The 25,867-nt window shown below is 56.4% G+C and carries 27 protein-coding genes and 1 riboswitch; of the genes, 6 read left to right on the top strand and 21 right to left on the bottom strand.

Translation table 11 applies throughout. The features are described 5' to 3' along the window. Positions 1-3: 3 nt before the first annotated feature. The 11 genes from NSQ80_RS02875 to NSQ80_RS02825 all read right to left on the bottom strand — a co-directional run bounded on the left by NSQ80_RS02875 (position 4) and on the right by NSQ80_RS02825 (position 11,413). Entirely contained in the window at positions 4-870 is an 867-nt protein-coding gene (locus NSQ80_RS02875) for an SDR family oxidoreductase (RefSeq protein ID WP_323078915.1), read from the bottom strand. Positions 871-1,032: 162 nt separating this feature from the next. Continuing rightward, the gene (locus NSQ80_RS02870) at positions 1,033-1,785 is read right to left on the bottom strand and encodes an AAA family ATPase (protein WP_009224012.1); all 753 of its coding nucleotides are present in this window, start codon (positions 1,783-1,785) and stop codon (positions 1,033-1,035) included. Then, complete coding sequence (locus tag NSQ80_RS02865) at positions 1,785-3,731, bottom strand: ABC transporter ATP-binding protein (RefSeq protein WP_339301279.1); 1,947 nt, start codon at positions 3,729-3,731, stop codon at positions 1,785-1,787. The genes NSQ80_RS02870 and NSQ80_RS02865 overlap by 1 nt, the downstream gene beginning before the upstream one ends. Beyond that, positions 3,709-5,481, bottom strand: coding sequence for an ABC transporter ATP-binding protein (locus NSQ80_RS02860; RefSeq protein ID WP_323078913.1), 1,773 nt, complete (start codon positions 5,479-5,481; stop codon positions 3,709-3,711). The genes NSQ80_RS02865 and NSQ80_RS02860 overlap by 23 nt, the downstream gene beginning before the upstream one ends. Positions 5,482-5,673: 192 nt before the next feature. Continuing rightward, the gene (locus NSQ80_RS02855) at positions 5,674-6,270 is read right to left on the bottom strand and encodes an AAA family ATPase (protein ID WP_036644450.1); all 597 of its coding nucleotides are present in this window, start codon (positions 6,268-6,270) and stop codon (positions 5,674-5,676) included. 256 nt (positions 6,271-6,526) lie between these two features. Then, the gene (gene ssuE / locus NSQ80_RS02850) at positions 6,527-7,066 is read right to left on the bottom strand and encodes an NADPH-dependent FMN reductase (protein WP_009224008.1); all 540 of its coding nucleotides are present in this window, start codon (positions 7,064-7,066) and stop codon (positions 6,527-6,529) included. Positions 7,067-7,227: 161 nt separating this feature from the next. Continuing rightward, positions 7,228-8,865 carry an NAD(P)H-hydrate dehydratase gene (locus tag NSQ80_RS02845; RefSeq protein ID WP_260071373.1) on the bottom strand — a complete coding sequence of 546 codons (1,638 nt, stop codon included), beginning with the start codon at positions 8,863-8,865 and terminating at the stop codon, positions 7,228-7,230. 22 nt (positions 8,866-8,887) lie between these two features. Next, the gene (locus NSQ80_RS02840) at positions 8,888-9,556 is read right to left on the bottom strand and encodes an NAD(P)-dependent oxidoreductase (RefSeq protein ID WP_323078911.1); all 669 of its coding nucleotides are present in this window, start codon (positions 9,554-9,556) and stop codon (positions 8,888-8,890) included. Positions 9,557-9,700: 144 nt separating this feature from the next. Further along, a complete protein-coding gene (locus NSQ80_RS02835; RefSeq protein ID WP_016313680.1) occupies positions 9,701-10,078 on the bottom strand; it encodes a DUF1634 domain-containing protein in 378 nt (125 codons plus the stop codon). Between the two features lies 1 nt (position 10,079). After that, the gene (locus tag NSQ80_RS02830) at positions 10,080-10,913 is read right to left on the bottom strand and encodes a sulfite exporter TauE/SafE family protein (protein ID WP_009224004.1); all 834 of its coding nucleotides are present in this window, start codon (positions 10,911-10,913) and stop codon (positions 10,080-10,082) included. Between the two features lie 71 nt (positions 10,914-10,984). Next, the gene (locus tag NSQ80_RS02825) at positions 10,985-11,413 is read right to left on the bottom strand and encodes a GNAT family N-acetyltransferase (protein ID WP_009224003.1); all 429 of its coding nucleotides are present in this window, start codon (positions 11,411-11,413) and stop codon (positions 10,985-10,987) included. A gap of 134 nt (positions 11,414-11,547) precedes the next feature. Here NSQ80_RS02825 and NSQ80_RS02820 point away from each other — a divergent pair, with 134 nt between their 5' ends. Then, positions 11,548-12,483 (top strand): hypothetical protein, encoded by a 936-nt coding sequence (locus NSQ80_RS02820; RefSeq protein WP_198136169.1) that lies wholly within the window; start codon positions 11,548-11,550, stop codon positions 12,481-12,483. 206 nt (positions 12,484-12,689) lie between these two features. On the opposite strand, the gene NSQ80_RS02815 is transcribed toward NSQ80_RS02820, so the two are convergent. The 5 genes from NSQ80_RS02815 to NSQ80_RS02795 form a co-directional block, all read right to left on the bottom strand. Then, the gene (locus NSQ80_RS02815; protein WP_009224001.1) at positions 12,690-12,914 is read right to left on the bottom strand and encodes a YezD family protein; all 225 of its coding nucleotides are present in this window, start codon (positions 12,912-12,914) and stop codon (positions 12,690-12,692) included. 559 nt (positions 12,915-13,473) lie between these two features. Beyond that, complete coding sequence (cysW, locus tag NSQ80_RS02810) at positions 13,474-14,334, bottom strand: sulfate ABC transporter permease subunit CysW (RefSeq protein ID WP_009224000.1); 861 nt, start codon at positions 14,332-14,334, stop codon at positions 13,474-13,476. 125 nt (positions 14,335-14,459) lie between these two features. Continuing rightward, positions 14,460-15,290, bottom strand: a complete 831-nt coding sequence (cysT, locus tag NSQ80_RS02805; protein ID WP_009223999.1) for a sulfate ABC transporter permease subunit CysT — start codon at positions 15,288-15,290, stop codon at positions 14,460-14,462. 35 nt (positions 15,291-15,325) lie between these two features. Then, positions 15,326-16,402, bottom strand: a complete 1,077-nt coding sequence (locus NSQ80_RS02800; RefSeq protein WP_323078907.1) for a sulfate ABC transporter substrate-binding protein — start codon at positions 16,400-16,402, stop codon at positions 15,326-15,328. Between the two features lie 424 nt (positions 16,403-16,826). Beyond that, the gene (locus NSQ80_RS02795; RefSeq protein ID WP_339301276.1) at positions 16,827-18,362 is read right to left on the bottom strand and encodes a beta-propeller fold lactonase family protein; all 1,536 of its coding nucleotides are present in this window, start codon (positions 18,360-18,362) and stop codon (positions 16,827-16,829) included. A 151-nt stretch (positions 18,363-18,513) separates the two neighbouring features. On the opposite strand from NSQ80_RS02795, the gene NSQ80_RS02790 reads away from it, so the two are divergent. Beyond that, positions 18,514-19,005 (top strand): cytochrome c biogenesis protein CcdC, encoded by a 492-nt coding sequence (locus tag NSQ80_RS02790; protein ID WP_339301274.1) that lies wholly within the window; start codon positions 18,514-18,516, stop codon positions 19,003-19,005. Positions 19,006-19,195: 190 nt separating this feature from the next. Here NSQ80_RS02790 and NSQ80_RS02785 read toward each other — a convergent pair whose 3' ends face one another. Both NSQ80_RS02785 and NSQ80_RS02780 read right to left on the bottom strand, forming a co-directional pair. Beyond that, the gene (locus NSQ80_RS02785) at positions 19,196-19,417 is read right to left on the bottom strand and encodes a cold-shock protein (protein WP_009223994.1); all 222 of its coding nucleotides are present in this window, start codon (positions 19,415-19,417) and stop codon (positions 19,196-19,198) included. A 172-nt stretch (positions 19,418-19,589) separates the two neighbouring features. Then, entirely contained in the window at positions 19,590-19,790 is a 201-nt protein-coding gene (locus NSQ80_RS02780) for a cold-shock protein (RefSeq protein WP_009223993.1), read from the bottom strand. A gap of 306 nt (positions 19,791-20,096) precedes the next feature. Next, positions 20,097-20,206, top strand: a riboswitch (TPP riboswitch). 188 nt (positions 20,207-20,394) lie between these two features. Between NSQ80_RS02780 and NSQ80_RS02775 the strand changes: the two genes are divergently transcribed. From NSQ80_RS02775 to NSQ80_RS02760, 4 genes are read left to right on the top strand one after another with little or no spacing between them, the layout of a single operon-like run. Continuing rightward, the gene (locus NSQ80_RS02775; protein WP_339302155.1) at positions 20,395-21,432 is read left to right on the top strand and encodes an ABC transporter substrate-binding protein; all 1,038 of its coding nucleotides are present in this window, start codon (positions 20,395-20,397) and stop codon (positions 21,430-21,432) included. A gap of 57 nt (positions 21,433-21,489) precedes the next feature. Further along, on the top strand, positions 21,490-21,783 hold the full coding sequence (locus tag NSQ80_RS02770) for an MTH1187 family thiamine-binding protein (protein WP_009223991.1): 294 nt from the start codon (positions 21,490-21,492) through the stop codon (positions 21,781-21,783). Further along, positions 21,780-22,550, top strand: coding sequence for an ABC transporter permease (locus NSQ80_RS02765; protein WP_339301266.1), 771 nt, complete (start codon positions 21,780-21,782; stop codon positions 22,548-22,550). The genes NSQ80_RS02770 and NSQ80_RS02765 overlap by 4 nt, the downstream gene beginning before the upstream one ends. Positions 22,551-22,579: 29 nt before the next feature. Beyond that, complete coding sequence (locus tag NSQ80_RS02760; RefSeq protein WP_009223989.1) at positions 22,580-23,395, top strand: ABC transporter ATP-binding protein; 816 nt, start codon at positions 22,580-22,582, stop codon at positions 23,393-23,395. Positions 23,396-23,414: 19 nt separating this feature from the next. On the opposite strand, the gene NSQ80_RS02755 is transcribed toward NSQ80_RS02760, so the two are convergent. The 3 genes from NSQ80_RS02755 to NSQ80_RS02745 all read right to left on the bottom strand — a co-directional run bounded on the left by NSQ80_RS02755 (position 23,415) and on the right by NSQ80_RS02745 (position 25,695). Continuing rightward, positions 23,415-23,750, bottom strand: coding sequence for a hypothetical protein (locus NSQ80_RS02755; RefSeq protein ID WP_260071379.1), 336 nt, complete (start codon positions 23,748-23,750; stop codon positions 23,415-23,417). 25 nt (positions 23,751-23,775) lie between these two features. After that, positions 23,776-24,396: an HD domain-containing phosphohydrolase gene (locus NSQ80_RS02750; protein ID WP_028539866.1), complete on the bottom strand. Its 621-nt coding sequence runs from the start codon at positions 24,394-24,396 to the stop codon at positions 23,776-23,778. A 333-nt stretch (positions 24,397-24,729) separates the two neighbouring features. Continuing rightward, a complete protein-coding gene (locus tag NSQ80_RS02745) occupies positions 24,730-25,695 on the bottom strand; it encodes a tyrosine-type recombinase/integrase (RefSeq protein ID WP_339301264.1) in 966 nt (321 codons plus the stop codon). Positions 25,696-25,867: the final 172 nt, after the last annotated feature.

Genomic DNA, 25,867 nt, shown 5'->3' with positions numbered 1-25,867 from the left:
TCATTAGGCTTGCAGTTCTTTTACGATGCCGCGAATGGCGTCCACGACCGGAGTTACCGGCCGGCCCAGCAAAGCTTCCAGGTCGCCGCTCGGAACGTCCAGCGCACCTTCGCGAATCGCGCTTTGGATGGAGACGAGGAACGGAACCACCGGTTCCGGCACTCCCGCACCGCGCATCGTTTCCGCATAGGCCGCATCGTCAACATGCTGGACGGGAACTTCACGGCCCAGAACTTCACCGATCTTTTTCGCCAGTTCATCATGCGTCAGCACGGGTCCCGACAGCTCATAAATCTTGTTCTCATGGCCGCTGCCAGCCAACACCGTTGCTGCGGCTTGCGCGTAATCCTCACGCGTCGCCCAGCCAACTTTGCCGTCTCCAGCGGAAGTTACAAGCGGGGCTCCTGCCAAAATGCCTTGGATCGTCCCTGTTTCATTTTCGATGTACCAGTTGTTCCGTAAGAAGGCGTACGGAATGCCCGTTTTCGCAATCGCTTCCTCGGTCGCTTTATGGACGGGAGCTAACGCCAACGGGTTCGCTGCAGCATTCACCACACTCGTATAGGCGATGAACTTAACGCCTGCACGTTCTGCCGCCGCGACAGCCGCCAAGTGCTGGCGAGTCCGCGTATCGTTGTCACCCTGCGTGGATACGATAAGCAGCCGTTCCACACCGGCAAAAGCCGTGTCCAGCGAAGCCGGATCATCAAAATCCCCCTGTCGCACGTCCACGCCGCGCTCGCTTAACGCACTAGCTTTCTGGGGATCGCGTACGCTCACTGCCAGCTGTTCTGCTGGCACCGAAGCCAGCAGCGCTTCAACCACCTTGGCGCCGAGTTGCCCCGTCGCCCCTGTCACCAAAATCTTCATCCAAGACTCCTCCTATCAAATGGATTGCCATGAAGTCTACATTCTCACCTGTAACTATTATAGTTACACACCATCGATAAGTCAAAAAAATCTTAAATGATGAATGGTGCCGGGAACGCGGGATGGGTAGACGAAACGGCCGGCTGCTCGATAACCCTTTACTTACTCCTCTCGCAGCAGCTCCCTTAGCATACCCTCCCGACGATTGACGAACTCCTTCATGATGATATAATGGTCGGTCTCCTCCAGCGTGGTTTTCTTGATCCCGTCCGGCGTGAGCTGATACATGAGACTGTCCGGATAGGCCATCAGGATGGGCGAATGCGTGGAAATGATAAATTGGGAGCGACGTCCGACCAACTCATGGATCCGCGACAACATCGCCATCTGCCGGAACGGAGACAACGCCGCCTCCGGTTCGTCCAAGATGTACAGACCGTACCCGCTGAAGCGGTTCATAAACGCAGCGAAAAATGATTCGCCATGCGACATCGCATGCAGCGATTTCCCGCCATAGGAGTTGCGTATAGGTGGGCCAAAACTGTGTTCCCGGTCCAACCGATCGATTTCCGAAGCCAAGTTATAATAGCTCTCCGCCCGGAAAAAGAAGCCGTCCCGCGGCCGCATCGGCCCCCTTACGGTTCGAAGATACCGATGCAGATCAGAGTGGGTCTCAGCCGTCGCGAAACTGAAGTTCATCGTGCCGCCTTCCGGGTTAAATCCCAGAGCAACAGCGATGCCCTCCAGCAGCGTGGACTTGCCCATGCCGTTTTCGCCGATGATGTACGTGACTTTCGGGTGGAACTCCAACTGCCCCAGCGACGAGACCGCCGGTAAATGGAAAGGATAGTCGTCAAACGTCGGCACCTCGTCCCGCTGCAACATGATCCGCCGCAGATAGGCGTTCCACTCCATTAGGCGTCGCCCTCCTCTTGTTCTGCGTCCAAGCCGCCGTGGTACAAGCTGTAATAGAATCCGCGACGCCGCAGCAACTCTTCATGCGAGCCCTGCTCGATCAAACGGCCTTCCTTCAGGACCAGAATCTTGTCAGCCTGACGAATGGTATTCAAACGGTGAGCAATCACGAAGCTGGTTCTTCCTTGCATCAGGCGTTGCAGGCCCTCTTGGATTTTGATCTCCGTTACGGTATCGATGCTGCTGGTCGCCTCGTCCAGCACAAGGATCGAAGGATCCGCCAAAATCGCCCGCGCGATGGCCAGCAGCTGCCGTTGCCCTTGGCTGATGCCGCCGCCGTCTGCGCCAAGCACCTTGTCGTAGCCGCCCGGCATCCGCACGATGAAGGAATGCGCATTCGCCAGCTCGGCGGCCTCCTCCACCTCCGCATCGGTCGCATCGAGACGGCCAAAGCGGATATTCTCGCGGATCGTGCCCTGGAACAGGAACGAATCCTGCAGCACAAACGCCATCTGCGATCGCAGGCTGTCGCGCCGGATCGTGCGGATATCGCGTCCGTCGACCGTGATCGTCCCCCGGGACGGTTCGTAGAAGCGCGAGAGCAGCTGGATCAGCGTCGTTTTGCCGGCCCCCGTCGGCCCGACCAAAGCGATCGTCTCGCCCGGATTCGCGGTAAAGCTGATTCCCTCCAGCGTATCGCCGCCCTCGTTTTTATTTTCTTCATAGGAGAAGTACACATTGGAAAAGACCACCTCGCCCCGAACGGACGACAGCTCCACGGCCCCTTGTTCATCACTGGCTTCGATCTCCTCATCCAGCACCTCAAACACCCGCTCCGCACCGGCGATCGCCGACAGCAGCGTGTTCCACTGGTTCGCGAGGTCGTTCAGCGGTCGGGTAAATTGCCGCGCATACTCAACGAACACAACGATCACCCCAACCGTCACTCCGGCGCTCCCGCGCACGGCCAGTACCCCGCCGATCCCTGCCACGATCGCAAAGCTAAGGTTGTTCAGCCCGTTCATCAGCTTTGGAATGAAGCCGGAAATCGTCTGCGCCCAGAAGCTGGAGCTGCGGATCGCACCGTTACGCTCGCGGAAGCCTTGCAGCACCCGCTGCTCTTGTGAGAACGCCTTGATGATCCGCTGCCCCGACAACGTCTCCTCGATGTAGCCGTTCAGGTTGCCGAGATCCTGCTGGCGCCGCTTGTACAGCGGCCCCGTCCGCTTCGTGATCCAACGCATCCCGACCATCATCAGCGGCACGACGAGGAACGTCAGCAGCGTCAACAGCGGGCTGAGGTACAGCATGACCGTCAGCGTTCCGACCAGCGTCAGCACGCTGGAGAAAATTTGGATCGCCGAGCTGTTTAGCGTTGAGCTGACGTTGTCCATATCATTGGTCAACCGGCTCATAATCTCGCCCTGTTGGCGCTTGCCGAAGTACGGAATCGGCAGCCGGTGCAGCTGGGCGAACAGCTCGGAACGCATGCGGTACACCGTCTCCTGGGCAATGGTGATCATCCAGATATTTTGTAACCAGGAGGTGAGCGACGACCCTGCAAAGACCAGCGTTAGTCCGATGAGAAACAGCACCCACGGCCGGCCGCTGCCGGCCTCTAAGTACTCATCGATTGCCACCCCAACCAGATAAGGACCCAACAACGCTAATCCTGAGCTGAATACAACCATCAGCAGGACCGCGGCCAGCCGGGCTTTGTGAGCAGATAGATAACTCCAAATTCGGCTTAGCGTGCCGGACCAATTCTTCGCTCGCAGTTTGGGCCGTACGCTGCCGGGTCCACCGCCATGGCCGGGCCGGCGAGGCGCAGTCGCCGCAGGAGTTGGATCCTGCCGGGAGCCTCCGCCCTGCTGTGCAACCTGTGATAGTGGATCCAGCTTCGGGTACGGATGCCGGAACGGTTCAGTGAAGGTCTTGAACGGCATGAGCTTCCGCCTCCTTTCCTAGCTGGGATTCGCAAATCCGCCGGTATAATTCCGAATGCTGCAGCAATTCCTCGTGTTTGCCGCTGGCGATCAACCGCCCGTCATCCAGGAGCAGGATCAGATCCGCCGTCATTGTGGAGCTGATCTTCTGCGTCACCAGCAGCGTCGTGCAGGACAAGCGCGAGATCTCCTTCAACAAGGCCGCCTCCGTTCGGACGTCCAGCGCGCTCGTGCTGTCGTCTAGGATGAGGATGGCTGGGCGGCGGACCAAGGCCCGGGCGATCGACAGGCGCTGCTTCTGTCCGCCGGACAGATTCACGCCGCGTTGCCCAAGCCGCGTCTCATAACCCTGCGGCTGCCGCTCGATCGTGTCATGGATCTGCGCCTGCCGGGCTGCAGTCTGGATTTGCTCCAGCGTAGCGTCCTCGCGCCCCCAGGCGATATTTTCCCGGATCGTACCAGAGAATAACATCACTTCCTGCGGCACATAACCGATGGAACGGCGCAGCCGTTTCCGATCCAACTCGCGAATGTCCGTTCCATCGATGAGGATCGTACCTTCCGTGGGCTCATACATGCCTGGAATCAACTGGACAAGCGATGATTTCCCTGAGCCGGTGGCCCCCAGGATGGCGATTCGCTGTCCCGGCTCCGCCGTAAACGAAATCCGCTCCAGCGCCATCACATCGCGACCCGGGTAGCGGAACGAGACCTCGAGAAATTCAATGCGGCCTTGGATCGGCGCCGCCTCTCCTTCCGCATCTGCACCGCTTGCCCCTCCTGCGCGGCTTTCCCGTTCGCCTACCGGATCGCTCTCCTCCAGCACCTCGCGCACCCGACCGGCGGATGCCGCTCCCCGCGACAAGGAGCTCATGATCCAGGACAACGCGGACAACGCGCCAATCGTACGCAGCGAATAGTTGATCACGGCGACGACTTCACCAACGCTGGCGCCCCCGTCCGCAATCTCGATTCGGCCAAACCACAGCACCGCGATGATCCCGGCGTTCATGATAAACAGCAGGAACGGCATTGTCGTCTCCGTCAGCTTCAAAGCGGCGACCGTGCCCTCCCGCAGCTCGCGGTTGCGCTGCTCAAAGCGCCCAATCTCGTGCGACATCCGGACGAACACGCGGATCAGCCGCATGCCGGTCAAATTTTCCTGGATCAGGCCGTTCACATTATCCGTTCGCCGCTGCACCGTACGAAATAAAGCGGACGCTTTACGGATCATCCACAGGACGAACGCCAGCAAGACGGGAACGGTCAACGTCAGCAGCAGCCCCAGCTTCACATGCACGACCAGCGCCATCACCACACTCCCGACAACAATCAGCGGCACCCGTGACGCAAAGCGCAGGCACATGAAGATCACGTCCTGCAACACCGTAATATCCCCGGTCAGCCGGGTGATCAACGACGAAGCAGCAAATCGGTTAAACACCTCGTACGAAAAAGACTGCACCTTCTCGTACAGCTTGTCGCGCAGATCGTACCCGAAGCCTTGGCTCACATGCGAGGCGAAAAAGGAACTGGCGATCCCGGCGAGAAATGCCGCCAACGCGCTTCCCATCAGCACCCCGCCCCAAATCCAGGCGACGGACACTGCGTGCTGCCGAATCCCGTGGTCGATGATCCGCGAGATGATCAGCGGTTGAACCAGCTCCACTGCCAGCTCAATCAGCAGCATCACTATCGCGGAGATGGCGGCGATGCGGTATTTTTTGAAAATAGCGGTCATGACGGACATCCTGATACCTCCAGTGCGGGTGATTCCGTAAGAATCGCCAATTTGGTGAACTATGTTGTTTTATTATAAATCAGTTGGGAGGGCTTGTGTATTTTTCCAGCGGAAAACAAGCGTACAACACGCTATAGCAAAAAAGCCCTTCCTGTCCGGAATCAACCGGATCTCAGGAAGGGCATGATGTATGCCTTTAGCTTAATTTTGTTCCCCAACAATAAATTGGTAAATGCCGTCCACTTTCTCCTCCGTCAGTTCGCCGCTGTTGTCGAACACAAGAATCGATGAAGACGGGATGTCCCAATTAATCTCCGGCACGAATTGCACGCGGTGCTTAAAATCGTCCCAATGCTCCAGCTTCCACGTATCGCGGTCCGTACAGCGCTCGATAATCCGTTCCTTTTGGGTTTCCATGTCCTTGAGCGTCACGACAACCACCTTCACGTCCACTTCCTTCTTGGTGAGACCCGCCTCTTGAAGCAGCGTTTCGATCCAGTCTTTGTTCTTCAGTTCCGCCGTGAACGGGGAAATCATAAATACGTTTTGGCCGGCCGCCAAATTTTCGATGCAGATGTCCCGCGTCGTATCGTATTCCAGGTCACGCAGGTGCTGCTTGTAAAAATCGGAATCCCGGTCGTTCACGTCCAGACCGTTCATCGCCAGAATCTTCTCGACACAGCGGCCGCCCACCGTATCCCGATCCAAAAAAGCCGCCGGCATCCGTCTTGCCAGCTTGCGAGCCACCGTCGTTTTCCCCGTTCCAGCGACTCCTACGAAAAAGACCAATTTCAACATGATGTCCAAAAATCCCCCTTCGACAATTGCGAGCAGATATACCTTTTGTCCTATTGTAACATGTTTTGTCCGTTTGCGTCGTTGGCTGCGGCCAGAAGAAAGCCGTTTTCTTCGAGATCCCTTCGATCCATGAATAGCGGGACGGCAATTCCCATCAAAAATCTCAAAAAAACCGGCCCCAGGAAGCTTCCCGGTGCCGGCGATATTGGATTCTCCGCAATCCAAACATGTGTTGCCGTGATTCTTTTGGTTTGGCTTAAGACTGTTGGCGCAGGCGCGTTTCCCGGGCGAGCTCCTTCACGTTCTCCTCCAGCCGGGTGCGCAGCTCCCCGGCAATATCGAAGCCGCCGGATTCGGTGCGTGCTACCTGGGCGTCCACCGTATACACACCGCCCAAAATATAACGTGCGCCCAACGCGGACAAAACCGGCTTCAGCGCATAATCGATCGTCAGCAGATGCGCCAGACTGCCTCCAATAAAGAGCGGCAGCACGACTTTGCCGGCCAGGCCTTTTTGCGGCACGAGATCAAGGAACGTCTTCAGCACGCCGGTATACGACGCCTGATAGACGGGGCTGGCGACAACCACCGCGTCCGCCGCGGCGACCAGCGCATTCGCTTTGACGATCGCTTCACTTTCAAATTTCGTATGGATCAAATCCTCCGGCGGCAGCTCCACCACGTTCACATGGCTGACTTCGAAGCCCTCACCGCGCAGCAATTCCTCCGTCAACGCAATGACGGCCCCTAGCCGGGAGCCTGGTGTTGGACTGCCGTTAATAATCGTCACTTTCATATCGGATTCTCCCCTTATCTGCGACGGAGGTTCGTTTTCTCGCGAACCCCGGCCATTTGCCTAAATTTTAAAACGATGCTATCAATATTTGCTTGAAAAGTCAATGCAAACCGCGCCGCCGAAGGGCAATCCGGCGGCGGGCGGCATAAAGGCGCAGCGGGTTACAGCGCCTCGATGATATCCCCGGCGATGAGCGACGCCGGGTTACCCTTCCGGGCCGCGGCCGCGCGCTCGCCGGCCTGGCCGTGGAGGTACACGCCGAACGCCGCCGCTTGCACGGCGTCCAGGCCCTGGGCGAGCAGCCCGGCGATCAGGCCGGTCAACACGTCCCCCGAGCCCCCGGTCGCCATGCCGGGGTGCCCGGTGACGTTGACGAACACGCGGCCGTCCGGGGCCGCTACCACGGTGCGCGCGCCTTTCAGCACGAGCGTTACGCCGTGCTGAACCGCATAGCGCCGCGCCAGCCCGATGCGGTCCCGCTGCACCTCGGCCGTGGAGAGGCCGGCCAGCCGGGCCATTTCGCCGGGATGCGGCGTCAGGATCGCCGCCGCGTCCCGGCGAGGCCACGCCGCCGGCGCGCCCGCGGCGGCGAGGATGTTCAGGGCGTCCGCGTCCACGACGAGAGGACGCGGGGCGCCCTCCCAGACGGCGCGCAGGAAGCCGTCCTCGCCCGGGAAGCGGCCCAGCCCCGGGCCGATGGCGAGCACGTCGCGCGCCTCCAGCAGCCGCAGCAGCTCGGACGCCGCTGCGGCGTTCCAGGCGCCGGCTTCGCCGCCGGCCGGCGCCAGCATCAGCTCGGGCACGGCCCCGAGCACCTGCGGCAGCAGCGCCTCCGGCAGCGCCCACGTGACGAGGCCGCTGCCGGCGCGGAGCGCGGCTTTGGCGGCCAGCAAGCCGGCGCCGCTCATCGTGAGGCTGCCCGCCGCCAGCAGCACGTGCCCGTACGTGCCCTTGTGGCCGTCGGCCTCGCGCCGCCGCCCCGGGTCCACCCCGAGCTCGCCGCGCAGCGACTCCTCGGTGAGCAGCACCCCGGCTTCCGCCATCCCCGGCGGAAGCGCGCGGGGAATGCCGATATAGCGGACGATCACGTCCCCCGCCGCCTTCGCGCCCGGATACTGCGTCAGCCCCGCCTTCAAGAAGGCGAGACAGACGGTGATCCGGGCCTCTATGCACGGGTCGTGTACCGCGCCGGTATCGGCATCCAGCCCGCTGGGGATGTCGGCTGCCACGATCGGCAGCCGGCTCTCATTCGCCTCCCGAATCAGGGAGGCGTAGGCCCCCCGGGGCGCTCCTTTCGCCCCGGTGCCCAGCAAGGCGTCCACGATCCCCGTCACCCCGCGGGATCGGGCCGCCGCGACCGCGCCGGGCGTGTACACCTCGCCCGGCAGCCCCAGCGCTGCAGCGATCGCATGCTGCAGCGCAGCTTCGCCGCCGAGTCGCTCCGGCTCCTCGGCGTACAGCAGGCTCACCCGAACGCCCGCATCCACCAAATGGCGGGCGCACACCAGGCCGTCGCCACCGTTATTTCCCTTGCCAATGAGAATCAGCCAATGCTCTTCCGGCCACGCTGGCGGGCTGCCCAGATCCCGGTCCAAGCTGTCCGCACCAGCTGGACGCTCGCGGATCGTCTCCTCGGGGCGCTCCGGCAGCCGCCCTTCCCGCCGTTGCCGGCAAAAAAGCAGCACCTCCTCGGCAATCGCCCGCCCGGCGTTCTCCATTAACGCGACCGCCGGAATGCCGATCTGCTCAATCGCATAGCGGTCGACGGCACGCATTTGCTCGGATGTCACGAATTTCACTGGTTCTCCTCCCCCATCTAACCTAGTACCCTACGGTAAAACGGGTGCCGATATAATACGGGTCCTCCGCTTCGTCCAGGAGGGCTGCTGCGTAATCCTCCGCCGTAATCCGGCTGTGATCCCGTTCGTCGGCGACCAGACGGTCTAACCCTAAGCGGAACATCCCTGTGCGCTTCCCGGGCTCGATGAGCGCCGGCGGACTTAACACCGTCCACTCCAGGTCCGACGCCCGGTAGAGGTTCAGCGCTTCTTCATGGGCCCGGGCCAACGGCCGCACCTCCTCCGGAAACTCGGGCGTGTCCATGAGCCGCACACCTGGAGCAACTTCCAAGCCGCCTGCTCCGCCCACAGCGATCAGACGGCGGACACCGCCGCGCTTTACGCCTTCAATCAGCGAACGCGTGGCTTCCAGGAGCTCGTCCTCCTCCCCCAAGCGCGGCCCATACGCGCTGATCACAAGGTCTTGTCCTTGAACCAGCCGGGCGATGGAATCGGGGACCAAAATATCCCCTTCCTTCAGGATCAAATGCCCGGCCCTTTTGGAATCCGTCGGAACGAGATCAGTCACCCCCGTTTCGGCCGCCCGCGCCGGATCTCTGACCACTGCCGTCACTTCATGTCCGCGTTGCAGCGCCTCCACCGCGATTCTTTTTCCAATCATGCCCGTTGCGCCAAATAATACGATCTTCATCTATCGGTACGCCCTTTCTTCGCTGTTGGATGCGATTCCCAAGTTTTGCTGCTTACATTATAATCATCCTGCCCCCGCAAGTCCAAAAACAAAAGGGCTTCCCCCGCCGCGCGGTCAGAAAGCCCCAGATTCCCGCTGATTCCCTTAGCCCGCCTTCCCCAAAGCGAAGCTCAGGATCAAGATGATAAACACAATGGCAGTAATAACTACGTACCGGTAGTCCTTCTCCGCCCAGAACAAAAAGAGCGAGACGAACACCCGAAATACCGGTGTCAAAATGAGCAGCAGCAAACCGGTCTGGATGACCGCAACCGACTTCAAGGCCAGTAAGCCGGACATGATCGCGCCAAAGCTGGTAGGGTACGTATCCCCCGGGTATCCGCTGTCGCCCGTGACCAAAAACTGGATGAGCCCAATTACGATCACAGCGGCAGCGAGGATCACGCCAACCCGGAGCATTTTGCTGATGGCCGTCTCAATCTCAAAGGTGCGATTTTGCGTTGTCTCGTTATGGTCGCCCATGTCAGCCCCTCCATCCTTGATAGATCATTTGAAACGCCACGTACACCATGACCGGGATAAACAGCTTGCGGATCGTTTTACTCTTCATGCGCTGCATCAGGCGTGAACCGACGGTGGCTCCGATCAAAACGCCCAGGGCAACGGGAGCCGAAATCACCGGAATTATGTCCCCGCGGAGCAAATAGATCCCCGCACTGGCCGCCGCCGTAACGCCCATCATAAAATTGCTGGTGGCACTCGACACTTTCAGCGGCATTTTCATAAACACGTCCATCGCCATCACCTTAAAACTCCCGCTGCCAATGCCCAATAGCCCGGAAATGACGCCCGCACCGTACATGACTCCAAAGCCTTCGTACACACGGTCTACGTTATAGGCGACGGTCTTGCCCAGCGCCTTGTCGTAATACTCCCCTTGCAGCCCCAGCTTTTCGGCCACCGGATGCAGCGGAACGTTTTCCGGAACCTCTTGTTTGCTTTTTTTGATCATGGCATAGGCCGAGTAGAGCAGCAGTAAGGCAAAAATAATATACAAAAACCGCGGGGCAATCAACGCCCCGATAAATGCTCCGGTAATCGCCCCGACCGTCGTGGCGATCTCCAGAAACATGCCGACCCGCAAATTGGTGATCCGGTCGCGAATGTACGCCACCGCCGATCCGCTTGAAGTGGCGATGACGGAAATGATGCTCGCCCCGATGGCATGGTTGATGTCCACGCCAAACAGCAGCGTCAGCGCAGGGGTCACGATAATTCCGCCGCCCAATCCGAGAATCGAGCCCACGATCCCCGCCAGAATCGCGATCATAAAAATTTCAATTACTGTCGTAGTCAATCCGATGGCATCTCCTTTGCCCTTTACTCACCGGAGGGCTTCACTTGCTGCAAGCCTTCCCCTTGCTCACGCTATCGTTGTCTCCAATACATCCCCAGTCCGCCAGGAGCGGTATATTCGAAGCCGAAACGCCGGTACAACTTGTCTGCCGGCACATCCGCGATCAGGCTGACATAAGTTAAAGGCGGCGCATGTTGCTCCAGGAACCCCATAATTTCGCTCATGATCAATGTGCCTAAGCCCTTTCCCTGAAGATCCGGGCGCACAGCGATGTCCACCACCTGCAAAAAGCAGCCTCCATCTCCCACGACTCTTCCCATCCCCGCTAATCCCGCATCATCGTACAACGAGACGGCGAAGATGGAGTTGCTTAGGCCAATCTCTGCTCCTTCTGCGCTGCGCGGACTCATTCCCGCTAGTTCACGAAGCCTCAGGTAATCCGTAACTTCGGGCGCTTCGTATCTGATCTTCACATCGGCCCCCGATTGTTGTTCATTCATGCCGTTCCCTCCGCCTGCCGTTTTTTTGTGTAAGTTTTCACCAATTTTCAAGTATATCATATTTACAAAACTCCTGACTCAAGCTTGAATCCGAACGGCACCTGTGCAATAGTGAAAGGAGGAATATGGAAAGGGTGATCGCCGTGTCACTGTCGGAATGGGTTTCTTGGCTACAGAGCCCTGATCATGCCGCGCTGGCTGCCTTTCTGGCATTGTCTGCGTTCCTTGCACTTTATGTCGCATCGCGCAACAAACTCATTCGGGACGAGCGAATCCGGCTGGATTACATTAACTCGACCTTGGAACGCTATGCGGCAGCTGCGGGGTCGTTGATGTCTGCAACGGAATCATCTTCGTCAACGCTCCCGGACCCCAGCGCCCTGCGGGACAAGCTGCTGGCTTGCCGGGCCGCGCCTTATGTCAGCGAAAATGTGCTCGCGCAAATCTCCGCGTTTACCGAGGATGATGACGCCTCTCGCCTGCCTCTGCTGCTGAGAACCATCGAGCGGGAAAGCGAGACGCTGATCGCCGAACGGGACAAGCTGCTCCGCCAAATGGAAGGCCCTGGCTGGGGAAGCTGGCTATGGCGCATTTTTCGGCCCGTTTTGCCGGGAGTGCTCGCCGCCGCCTTCTTTATCTCACTGCTCTGGTTGTGGCACCTGCTGGACACAAGCCTCTCCAGCGGTGCGGGAAGCGAAAGCGCGCGGGAATTGGCGCTCGACTGGATGCAACTGGCCTCGACCTGGTTTGCGCTGCTCATGCTTTCCTTGGCCGTGATGGGCGGGCGGAACCGGCACGTTAACGCGGTACCGGCCCGGCTGCTAGCGGCCTTGATCGCCGTGCTGGCCGTAGGACATTGGGCCGGTTCTTGGCTTGCCCCATATCTACTCGGGGCACAGCTGCTGCTGTTTCTCGGCGGTTTCCGCCTCAACAGCCGCAAACCGCGGAGGGCGCGTCCGTACGTTGGCCATGATCCGCTGCCGATGACACCCAAGGCTTCAGACGCCGTCTCCTCCGAAGCCGTGCAAGCGCTAAGCCATAAGGGCGACGAAGGCGAAACGACGCAATAAGAAAAAAATCTGAAACGCAAACAACCCCGATTCCTTGAGGCGGACAGGCCTTCTGCCTGACTGCCCGGAATCGGGGTTGTTTTTTGCCTTGGATGATGTTTTCGATGTTATTCGGCTTGTTGTTTTCGTGTTGCTCCTCGTTCTCCATTTTGGATTCAGTCTTTGTGCTCGTTCTGGTTCTGGTTCTTGTGGAGCCTGGCAGCCGCTTAACGCTGTCTAGATTCACGCAAAGGTTTGGCCGTATGACGGGAAGCTCCGGTAGCCCTGGAGGCATTGCCCGGGTTCAACTCGTAACGTCTGCGCTCCGTACGTTCCATTTGCACGATTTGGCCTTCATGGACAACGATGTTCAATGAACCGAATTCCATGCCGCCCAGCAGCTCCGCAATCCGTTCCAGCCAAATTTCATCAACTTGCAATGGTTTCGCCATCCCCCTACCCCTCCCCTGATTTAGGTATATAGGTAAATCAATAGTTCTCGCTGGATCCCAGGCACTTTCGCTACACAGCCCAGCCAGCGCCCAATCTTGAATTCAGCCGAGCCTTCCGACCACTTGCAACATCCCTACGCCAAGCTCATGCTCAAACGACTGCATGTTTCCACGTTCGTCACACACTTCTAACGGAACCTAGCGCCGCTAATTGTGCTTTTCGCGGGTGTTTCCAATTCTAACGGAACGAGGAGACCTTATTTCGGACGATCTCTGTTCTTTCTCTACTTTTTCTGCCCAATAAGGTCTCTTGGTTCCGTTACAGCGGGAAAAGTCCGGGAAATAGGCCAATAAGGGCTTTACGTTCCGTTAGATGCTGAGCCCCACAGGATCTGGCTCGCGCTTGCACAGAAGCCAGCCTTCACCCTTCGCGGAACCGCCTCCCCGGAAGCTATCCCCGGCTTCACCCAGAAGGCTCTCCCCGTGCTTCCCCGCTCCATCTCTTCCCAAGGCCAGCCTGCGCAACTGGCGCACCCCTTGTCCCTGGTCTCAACCCTCCCTAATGACGGCTTTGGCGAGTGAACCAGCCTTTGAGCAGCAGGGTCACAAGCGCCAGCAGAAGCAAGAGAGAGGCTACCGCAAAGGACGCGGAAAATTGGTATTCGTTATACAAAATCTCCACGTGCAGCGGCAATGTGTTGGTTTCTCCCCGGATGTGGCCCGAGACGACGGAGACAGCGCCGAATTCTCCCATCGCTCGCGCATTACAAAGAACAATTCCGTACAATAAACCCCATTTGATGTTCGGGAGCGTGACCTTCCAGAAGATCCGGAAGCCCCGCGCTCCCAGCGTGATTGCAGCTTCCTCCTCCTGCTGCCCCTGGTCCTCCATCAGCGGAATGAGCTCACGGGCTACAAACGGGAAGGTCACGAACAACGTCGCCAAGATGATGCCTGGCAGAGCAAAAATAATCGAGATATGATGCTCCTCCAGCCACGGTCCGAACCACCCGTGCGAGCCATAGACCAGCACGTAGATCAGACCGCCGATCACCGGCGATACGGCAAACGGCAAGTCGATTAACGTGACCAGCACCTGCTTGCCGCGAAATTTAAATTTGGTGACGGCCCAAGCGGCAGCCACTCCAAAGATGGTATTCAGCGGGACGGTAATCAAAGCGACGAGCAGCGTCAGCCGCAGTGCGGATAATGCATCCGGGTCACGGATGGCTGCTACGTAGACGTCCCAGCCTTTCTTGAGCGCCTCCGTCAGGACGACGGCAAGCGGCAACACGATGAGCCACAGCAGGACCAGTGCGGCCGCCGTGATCAGCACCCACTTGATTACGCCAGAACCCTGCCCCGCCTGCTTCCGCGGAGCCGTTGGCTTGCTTGCTGCTAATGGCACAGAACCGGCCATCCTCTTCCCTCCCTATCGATTGGCGTTCCCGAGCTTGCCTATGCTCACCGGGCAGATAGCATCTCGTGATCGTCAGCTCTCCCCATCGGCAACACTCGTTATCGTGAGTCCGCGCTCTCAATCTCCTACCGCGCGGTCTTGCGAATCCGGCGCTGCAGCGTGTTGATGAGCAGCAGCAGCACAAACGAGATCAGCAGCAGCATCAGCGCAACCGCCGTCGCCCCGGCGTAGTCGAATTGCTCCAGCCTCGACATGATGAGCAACGGGGCGATCTCCGTCTTCATCGGCATGTTGCCGGAGATGAAGACAACGGAGCCGTATTCGCCGATGCCGCGGGCAAACGCGAGCGCAAACCCCGTTAACATCGGGGGCAGCAGCTCCGGCAGCACCACTTGGCGGAAGGTGCGGAAGCGGCTAGCGCCAAGCGTGGCCGCCGCCTCCTCCACTTCGGCATCCAGGTCCTGCAGCACTGGCTGTACGGTGCGCACAACAAACGGGATGCCGATAAACATCAGCGCAAGCGTGATGCCCGCCGGCGTAAACGCGATGCGAATCCCCAGCGGTTCGAACAAGGAACCGATCCAGCCGTTGGCCGAATAGATCGCGGTGAGGGAAACCCCGGCCACCGCCGTCGGAAGGGCAAAAGGAAGGTCGATCATGGCATCAAAAATGTTTTTGCCGGGAAAATCGTACCGGACCAGCACCCAGGCCAGCAGCAGCCCAAGCACCGCATCGATCAATCCGGCCACCGCCGCGGTCACAAAGCTCACTCTGTATGAAGCAAGCACGCGCGGGTCGGTTGCGATATCCCAAAATTTCTCCCAGGTTAGTCCTGTAGAATTCAGCAGCAAGGCGGAAAGCGGGATCAGCACGATCAAGCTGAGGTACAGCACGCTAAATCCCATCGTCAGCCCGAAGCCGGGCAGAACGCCGCGCTTTGCGGTGCTACTGTGCATATTCTTCGCCTCCGATTCGTTACGGTCGGTTCGTATTATTGCGGTACGTAAATTTGGTTAAAGATGCCGCCGTCATTGAAATGCTTCGTTTGGGCTTCTGCCCAGCCGCCAAATTCCTCAATCGTAAACAGCTTGATCTCCGGGAATTTGTCGGCATACTCCGCCTTGACGCTGTCGAGCGTTGGGCGATAGTAATTCTCCGCAGCGATCTTCTGTCCTTCTTCCGAATACAGGTATTTCAAATAAGCCTCGGCGACTTCGCGGGTGCCGTTGGCATCTACGTTTTTGTCGACCACGGCAACCGGCGGTTCAGCCAGTATGCTCTCCGACGGATAGACGATATCGAATTTATCCGGCCCCAGCTCCTGCACGGACAACCAGGCCTCGTTCTCCCAAGCCAGCAGCACGTCGCCGAGTCCACGTTCTACGAACGTCGTAGTAGCGCCGCGCGCCCCGCTGTCGAGAACCGGAACATGCTTGAACAGCTCTTGCACGAACTCCCGTGCTTTAGTTTCATCGTTATTGTTTTGATGCAGGGCATATCCCCATGCCGCCAGGTAATTCCACCGCGCCCCGCCAGAGGTTTGCGGGTTTGGCGTGATCACCTCAACGCCATCCTTGATCAGATCGTTCCAATCCTTGATGTCTTTGGGATTGCCTTTACGAACCAGAAATACGATCGTGGAGGTATAGGGCGAGCTGTTATGCTCGAACTTTTGCTGCCAGCCTTCATTGATCAGCCCGGTTTCCGCAATGGCGTCAATGTCGTATCCCAGCGCCAGGGTAACCACATCGGCTTTCAACCCGTCAATGACAGCCCGGCTTTGCTTGCCCGATCCGCCATGCGACTGTTTAATGGTGACCTTCTGTCCTTTTTCTTTCTCCCAATATGCCGCAAAAGCTTTGTTATAATTTTCGTATAATTCCCGGGTCGGGTCGTAGGATACGTTCAGCAATTCCACCGCTTTGGGCTTCTCCCCGCCGCCGGAATTCCCGGCTGCCGCGCTGGCCGCATCGTTGCCGCCGCTCGTGTTGGACGAGCAAGCCGCCAGGACCCCAACCAATATCAATGCCAGACTCATCAGAACCCCTTGCTTCAACCTTCTGTTCATCGTATCACTCCCCATACTCTTTTCTCGCTTTACTAGGGCAGGGCAGGCATCCACCGTATCAACCACTTGACAACGGAAAACGGAGAAACGCCCCACCCCCTACGGTCAAACCGAGCCACTACCCGTGTCTGCCAAGGCAAGTAGAGCGTTCCTCCGTCCGTACGGTGAGAACATTTTTAATTATTCCTACCTGTTTAGTATGCTATGGTGTTATTTTATATGCGGCAGCCCAGAAATGTCAAACCTTTTTATGCAAAAAAATCAATTTTTTTATAAGCCTCCCTTATAGCCGGTACAGGCTGCGGTATGGGTTGCGGACCTCCCTTCCAGACAATGCAAAACACCCGAAGACCGGCAAAATGCAGGCCTTCGGGTGTCTGGATCGGATCCTTCGTCCGCTTGGATATGAGATGAAGCTTCTGATTCACATGGAACCTGCCGGATGCTTACCCACGGCAAAGTCTGCCGGCAGCGGTTCAATGCAGGAGGGTTTGCTGATACTCAAGCTATGCACCGCAGGCGTCAGACTGCCGCTCTCGGGATCACGCCGCAAGGCGGCGATATTGCCGCTGTACTGATTCGCCACCAGCACATAGTCGTCCAGGACGGCGAAGTTCCGCGGCCAGCAGCCCCCCACACTCGTCCATTCCGGGTCCTCGAGGCGACCGGTGTGCCGATCGATGCGGAAACGGACAATGCTGTCATGTCCGCGGTTGGAGCCGTATACGTAACGTCCGTCCGGCGAGAAGTGAATATCGGCCGGATAGTTTTCCCCGCGGAAATCATCCGGCAGGGAGCTGACGTGCTGGATCGCCTCAAGCCGCCCCTCCACCGGATCGAAAGTATATGCCGTCATCGTATTGTTCAACTCGTTCATGCCGTAAGCAAACCGTTCCGACGGATGGAGCACGAAATGCCGTGGACCTGTCCCCGGCGGCAAATGGGTTACCCCGTGCTTTACTAGCCGTCCGCACTCCAACCGATAGATCACTATCTGGTCGGTTCCCAGGTCGGAGACGAAGGCGAACCGTCCATCATGGCTAGGCACAATGCTGTGAGCATGAGCCGATTCCTGGCGCTCCTGGTTTACACTACTTCCCTCATGGCGGATCAGGGCCGTCATTTCCCCTAACGACCCATCCGCTTCCAGTGCAAAGGCATTCACATGCCCGCTGGAATAGTTGGCGACCAGCAAAAACGGATCCCGCCCACATTTCAAAGCCAGATGGCACGGGTCGGCCCCATGCGTTGCCCGTTCGCTGTGCAACATCGTCAGCTTCCCATCCTTAGGATCAACCGCAAATCCAGCAACCTGCCCTTCGGTCTGTTCACTTACCGCATACAATCGCATACCCTTCGCATCGAAGGTCACAAAGGAAGGGTTGGTGAGGCCCGCAGTCTCGTGGATAACCCGCATCTCGCCGGTATCCCTCTGCAGCTCGCAGAGATAAATTCCGGGCTCCCCGCGATCAGCATAAGAACCCACAAAAAAGTGCCAATTCGGTCCAGCTTCCTTGCTCACCGATTTCTCTTCCTTCTCTTTCTCAAATTCATCCAGCATCTGCTTCACTTCAGACAACGGAAGCCGATCAAAAAACATCTCCACCTGTTTCTCTGCCCCGCTGTAGATCTGGTTCATCACGGCAGGGATGTTCGAGGAGATATTACAGGAAGAGTGCTCGCTGCCGGAACACCAGTTGGGATGCAGCGATCCTTGAGCGAAGATGCGGTACAAATCGCCGAGAGTAACCTGCGAAAGCTCGCACTTTAGCAAGTACCCGCCGCGGGCCCCTTCCTTCGTCGTCACCAGGTCGTGGCGGCGAAGCAGGCTGAGCACCTTACGTACACGGGCCGGATGGGTCGCGACGCTGCAGGCGATCTGTTCGCTATTGGCCATGCGATCCTCCTTGGAATCTAAATACAACAAGCAATGGACGGCGACCGTTAATTCGCTATTCATCTTCCTTCTTCCCCTTCCCTTACCAAGTTTGAAACAAGTGCAGACGAGTATGTTATAATGTTCTCGCGAATCGCTATTCGCTAGTCACTTTATTCCATTTCGCTAAATACTCAATATATACATACTATATACTTACAGAAAGGGAACCTCTATGAACCTAATGAATCCCTCTTATATGCAAGCCGCCTTTACCGTTGGTGCGATGGCCATGGCCGTCGCTGTTCTGTTTATCCGTCTGAAAGCCAGTCGTCGGCCTGTCACGGTGAAGAAAATCATCATTCCCCCGCTAGGAATGGCAACCGGCCTCTTCATGTTTGTTGTGCCGGAAACGCACATTCCTCTCCTGTGGGGCGTAATCGCCTTCGCTTTCGGTTGGCTCCTGTTCTCCTATCCGTTGATTCGGACAACCAAGTTCGAGAACATCGGCGGCGAAATTTACGCGGAACGTTCCCGCAGCTTTATCTTTATCCTGATTGGACTGCTTGTCGTCCGTCTCTTGCTGCATGAGGCCGTAGAACAATACGTCTCCGTCATGCAAACCGCGGCGCTGTTCTTCCTGCTCGCTTACGGCATGATTATTCGCTGGCGGCTGTATATGCTCAAGCAATACCGGGCAATGACCGGGAATACCGCCTCCTCATGATTCACGAAACCGTTGCAGCACCTCAAACATATTAAATTTTCTATATAGATGCAATCCTTTTATGGAGATTTTATTTTTGCATCACTTTCCAATCTATCACCCGGATGAATACAACAACAGCCGTACTCGCATGAAGCGAATACGGCTGTTGTTGCTCACCGCGCTCTCCGATTCCGGCAGCAGCTTTCGCCTATGCCTTCTTGGACGACGATCTTTGATCGGAGCTTGGATTGCTCAGTTGAGGGAGCATGCGCATCCCCATGACCATCTCGGACGAGCAGAGCGGACATACGGGGCTATATTCAAAGGTGAAATTGTCCCGCATCCACCCGTTGCAGTCATCGCTAGTGCAGGTCCATACCGGCGTATTTTCCTCAGGAATTTCCTCTAACGTCTTTTTACGGTAGTTCATAAATTCCCCTCCTCTTCAAGGTGAACGTTCCAACCAGGTGAATCGATGTAATTGTTGCAGCTTTATATGTACCATCAGAAGCGGACTTCTGAAAAATTAACCTCATGAATGATCTTCGCGAAGAAAAACTGCCCTTAATGCGAGCACGCATTAAGAGCAGTTCCTAACTAACTTACAGTTTTACAACGTTCTCGGCTTGCGGGCCGCGGTTGCCTTGAACCACGTTGAATTGTACGCGTTGGCCTTCGTCGAGGGTTTTGAAGCCTTCGCCGGTGATTGCGCTGAAATGAACGAATACGTCATTTCCGCCTTCCACTTCGATGAAGCCAAAACCTTTCTCAGCGTTAAACCATTTCACTGTTCCGGTTTCCATGGGGAATACCTCCTGTTTCAAGATTAACATGATTCATTTTTTTAACAGAAGTCGCTCAATAAAGGCTGACCCTTATTGAACATGCACCACTTGTATAAAAAAAATTCACACATTGAAAAAAGTTCCAGTTTTATAAAGTGACACCCTTTTCAATGCGTGAATGATATCCTCTTTCAAAACCATGATTTGAACTCATTATATCCTTTTGCCAGATAAAAAGCAAATCCCCTGGTTTTTGCAAGCTGGTCCGGAAAGACTGGACAAATCCAGTTGGCGAAAACTATAATGACAGATGTAATCTGCAGTCATATTGTTCAGGGGTGCTGGAATTGGCCGGCTGAGAGTGTATCCCTCCAAGATACTGACCCTTCAACCTGATCTGGATAATGCCAGCGTAGGGAGCCATACCATGGTGATGAACTTATTCTACATGTCATTTCCATTGCCTATTGCGTCCCGGATCCGGGACGTTTTTTTGTATCCGGAAGTTGGAAGTTACGCTTAAGGACGCACATCCAGGGTTATACCAAGAACAAGCTGCGGAAATCTACACCAACGAAGGAGAGTAGAAGTCGTGAAAGTTCAAGTACGTACCGCACTGGCCATGTTTCTCAGTTGCTTGCTGCTGATATTGTCCGCCTGCGGCGGAGCGAATGGGAACAGCGCCGGGAAGGCGAAAGCCGGAAACCCAAGCGGGCAAAATACCGAAGCCGCCGCACCAAATCAAGGTTCTAACACAGAGCTGCAAGATGTTAAAGTCGTGCTCGACTGGAGCCCGAATACGAACCACACCGGGCTTTACGTCGCCAAGGATCAAGGCTATTTCGCCGAGGAAGGGCTGAATGTGGACATCCTCTTGCCCGGTTCCGGCGGTGCTGAGGCGATGGTTGCCTCCGGAGAGGTGCCGTTTGGCGTCAGCGTGCAGGAGAACGTAACGCAAAGCCGGATCCAAGGCGTCCCGCTCGTCTCGATTGCCGCGATCATTCAGCACAATACGTCCGGCTTCGCTGCCCCCGTAGACAAGAATATTAAATCGCCTAAAGACTTCGAAGGCAAAGCCTACGGCGGCTGGGGCTCTCCGGTGGAACAAGCGGTGATCCAATCGATCATGGACCTGCAAGGCGCTGATGTCAACAAGGTGAAATTCGTTAATATCGGGGATGCCGATTATTTTACGGCGGTGAAGCGGGATATTGATTTTGCCTGGATTTTCTACGCCTGGACAGGCATTGAGGCCGAGCTGCGGGGCGAGCCGATCGACATGCTGTATGTCAAGGATTTCTCCGAGAAGCTGGACTACTACACCCCGGTACTCGTGACAAACGAGAAGACGATCAAGGACAACCCCGAGCTGGTAAAGGCTTTTATGCGGGCCGTGTCTAAAGGTTACAATTATGCGATCGACCATCCGGAAGAAGCGGCGCAGATCCTGTTGAAAGCCGTACCGGAGCTCGACAAGGACCTGGTGGTGGCCAGTCAAAAATGGCTGAGCCCGAAATACAAGGACGATGCTCCGCGCTGGGGCGAGCAGAAGAAAGAAGTGTGGCAGAACTACTCCGATTGGATGTTTGAGCGCAAGCTGCTGGAAAAACCGCTTGACGTAGATGCCGCTTTTACCAACGAGTTTTTGCCAAGCGAATAATTTACTATACTTTAACCCAATGATGCCAAATCCCTATTCGAAAGGATGAACCCACCCATGCCAAACGCGTTATTAAGCATTCAGATCATTCCGAAGACACCCAACGGCGAAGACGTCATTCCCTATGTAGACCGGGCCATTGAAGTGATTCAAGCATCCGGGGTCAAATATCAGGTGAACCCCCTGGAGACGACCATGGAGGGGGATCTCGACGAGCTGCTGGCCATCGTGAAGAAAATGAACGAAGCCGTCATTGAGTTCGGCAGTACGGGCATCATTTCGCAAATTAAAATTTCGTACAATCCCAAAGGCGTCAGCATGGATAAGCTGATTGAAAAATATCGGCCATGAATCTCCGCAGCCTTTGGCACAGCATCTGGCCGCCCCTCGTGGCGGTCATCTTGTTTTTGCTGATCTGGCAGGGCGCTACCGCCTGGTTCCACATCGAGAAGTGGATTCTCCCCAGCCCGGTGGATATCGGTCGTGAAGCGGCTGCCGGTGCGGCCAGCTTAGGGGAACACACGGCGGCGACGCTGCGGCTGATGCTTATCGGCTTTGCCATCGGGACGCTCGTAGGCTTGCTGACGGCGTTTGTCCTGCATTATGTCCCGTTTCTGAAGGCGTCGCTATATCCGCTGATCATCCTAAGTCAAAACGTGCCAACCATTGCGCTGGCGCCGCTGCTGATGATCTGGTTTGGATTTGGCATCCTGCCGAAGATTATCGTCATTACGCTCGTCTGCTTCTTCCCTGTCGCCGTGGCGGCCATGGACGGACTGAGCCGCACGGATCGGGCGATGCTCGATTATATGCGAATGATCGGTGCGTCCAAGGCGGATATTTTCCGCAAGCTGGAGGTGCCCTACGCGATCCCTTCGATCATGTCCGGGGTGAAAATCGCCGCAACATACAGCGTCATGGGGGCGGTCATTGCCGAGTGGATCGGCGCGGACAAGGGCATCGGCTACTATATGATGCTGCAGAAGGCGTCGTTCCGCACGGATAAGATCTTTGTCGCCATCGCCATCATCGTGGCGATCAGCCTCGCGATGTTCGCCTGCGTCGCTTTGTTGGAAAAATGGCTTGTCCGCTATAAACCGGCGAACGACCGGAGATAGGGCAGCTTACGGAAAGGAAGGCTTGGTTCATGAGCGAAGCATCAACGCATAGAGATAACGCCATCCCCGCGCTGGAGGTCCGGCAGATCCATAAAACGTTCCGCGACCGACGCCGGGAGGTCCCGGTCCTTCAAGACATTTCGCTGCGGGTGCCGGCCGGCGAATTCGTGTCGATCATCGGCCCATCCGGCTGCGGCAAAAGCACGCTGTTTCACGTCATCGGCGGCCTGACTGCGCCGGATCAAGGCGAAGTGCTCCTTCAGGGACGCCCAGTCACCGGCCAGCGCGGACATATCAGTTACGTGCCGCAGCAGCCGGCGTTATTCCCTTGGCGGACGATCGAGGAGAACGTCGTGCTGGCGCAGGAAATCGCCGAGGCCGGAAGCCGGAGCTCCCGTGCGGACATCCAGCACTGGCTCCAAAAAGCCGGGTTAAGCGGGTTTGAACGGGCTTATCCCCATATGTTATCCGGCGGCATGCAGCAGCGAGCTTCGTTCCTGCGGGGCCTGCTCGCCCCCCAGGAAGTGATGTGCCTGGACGAGCCGTTTAGTGCGCTGGACGCCTTAACGCGCAGCGAAATGCAGCGCTGGCTGCTGGACATTTGGGAAGAGAATAAGCGCTCCGTCCTGATGATTACGCACAGCATCGAGGAGGCACTGATGCTCTCGGACACGATTGTTTTATTTTCAAACCGGCCAGCCCGTGTGCTGCATACCATTCAGGTGCCGTTTCCCCGGCCGCGGCGCGAGGAAATGACGGAGGATCCCGATTTTATGCGATTAAAACGGGAGATTGCGGCCATGATGGCGGCGGAACAACGCAAAACAGCAGCAGGAGGAGTCTGAATCAGACTTCCTCCTGCTGCTAGAAATCCATCGCAACCTCAGTAACCTCCACCTGATCCACATCCAGCATCAGTTCGACCCATCGTTGCAGATGCTTGGCTTCCCCTGCAAAGGCGATCAGCCAGGTCACCGATTCGATGGATTCTAAAGGTTCCGCCGGATCTGAGAGATTCGGCGTCCGGTCCAGCACCTGCTCATAGGCGCTTAACTTCATGTCAATCAGCCGGAATCGCTCCAGCTTCTGTGTACAATCGGGAATTAAGGTCACGCGCAGGTAGAGCAAAGTCCTCCCTGTCCGGTTGGCTTCCTCCAGTTCCTCCGGAGTAACGGGACGGCTCCAGGACCTTTTTTCCATGTCCATTCCCCCTGATATCCGCTGATTACATAATGGAGTAAATATTCAGCATTTCATCGGAAAGCTCCATTAACGCATCCACTACTTCCGGATCGAATTGGGTCTCACGATGTTGGTGCAATTCCAGCTTGGCTTCAGCCATAGTCAGCTTCCGTTCCCGGTAATGCCGGTCCGATGTCATCGAATCGAAGGCGTCAACCACCGCGCAAATTCTCGCCTTATAGGGGATTTGTTTCCCCTTCAGCCCATCCGGGTACCCCGCCCCGTCCCAACGCTCATGATGCCAGCGGACGATATCCGCAATGCCCGGTCCAAACGCAGGATCCGCTTCTACCAGCTCTGCCCCGATGACCGGATGCAGCTTAATGATCCTCCACTGTATCTCCGTCAGCGGCTCCCGCTGCTCAATGATCGCGCGGGGGATCATCGTTTTGCCGATATCATGCATAAAGCACCCGCGGACCAGCATGTCCTTCTCAGCTCCGGTGATCTTCAGCGGCTCGGCGATTTTCTCTGCCAGCATAGCAACCCGTATACTATGGTGATAGGTTTCCGGATGTTTGCGCACCAGCAGGTTAAACCACTTCACGGCTTCCGGGCTATAGTCCATGTACCAATCGTCGACGAACTCATTAAAAACAGTCAACCGTTCTGCCCCCTAAAAAACCTGTGTCGTCATTTGTCTCTCCCGTCTCGGAGTCGACGTTCCTTATTTCCCGAAAGAAAAAAGTTATTTTGGCTAATAATTTGCTTAATCCCCGTTAAATTTTAACGCTTTTTACCCGATGATGATTCAGAGCAAACGGATGAAAAACAGACCATGTCGTACAATAACAATTATGCGACAACCCTAGGTAAAAACTGGTCGAAATTTGGCAAGGTTTGTAATTAACCCTTGTTACATTATAGGACAAAAGAGCGATTTTTGCATTATTTTCGACACAAAAAATAGATAAATAGCACTAAAAAAATAGAAAAATCACATAAATTCCATCAAACAGTCCTGTACGAAGTCAGGAGCCGCCTTCTTCATTTGCTCGACGGTGTGCAGATAGCGCTGGGTCGTGTTGATATGGGAGTGCCCCAAGCTTTCCTGAACCTGCTGCAGCGAGGCGCCCTGCAACAATGCCAGCGTCGCGTTGGTATGTCTTAACCAGTGGGGGGTCGGCTGCTTCTGAATTCCGCTCGCAATGCCTGCTTGTTTAATGATTCGTTCGATTTGCCGCGGCGTAATTGCAAACAGCTTCAACTCCGGATCCGGTTCATGCCCCTTCGCCAATCTGCGTGCATGCTCCTGGTACATGTTCCAGAGCTCTCGCGGAATTTTGACCTCGCGTGTTTTTCCGCGTTTTGCGTGGGATACGGTGAGCCATATGGATGTCTCCAGCATATCGGCATGAAAGTCCTTCCACTTGATGCCGCATAACTCGGACACGCGAAGGCCCAACAGCACCAGAGACAGGCCGATCAAGTAATTTCTCAGGCTCTGGCGCCGCAACGCCTCCAGCAGCTTGCCGACCTCGTTGCGGGTAAGATAATGTCTGCGGCTCGTTACGGCAATGGCCGGGATACGGACATTTTGCGCCGGATTATGATCGAAAAAGCCGATGCTGCTGTCGCTTCCCCATTTATAAAACGACTTCAGAGGCGCGATAAATGCAGCCACACTGGCCGGAGCAAGCGGTTTTTGGCCATCGCGGTAGAAGCCCTTCGTGAGGTAGATTTTATAAGCTTCGATTTCCCTCCAAGTCACATCCCGAAAACGCATTCCCGAAAGGAATTGCCTGAAATGCTCCAGGGCCCTAAAATAGTTTCTGCGGGTATTTGGCGCTTTGGCGCATGCCGTCAGGAACATTTGAATGATCTGTTCGTCCTGATAATCCTGTGTGACAGATAAATGGAACGGAAATTGCTGGGCTACAGCGGACAAATAATTAGTACCCATATTATGTAGTGGACCTCCTGTTGACTTTAATTTTTGTCGCATAATTGTTATTGTACGACATGCCCGGTTTCGCAGTAAGATTTAACCTTTTACATGATGGGCATTCTCTAACCAAAAAACGAAGAAACCCCGTGGCATCCGCTGAAACCTACCTAAAAACAGGTATAATGAG

The organism is Paenibacillus sp. FSL K6-2441 (assembly GCF_037964765.1).
Lineage (GTDB): Bacteria > Bacillota > Bacilli > Paenibacillales > Paenibacillaceae > Fontibacillus > Fontibacillus phoenicis.
This window is presented reverse-complemented; position numbering and strand designations above follow the sequence as displayed.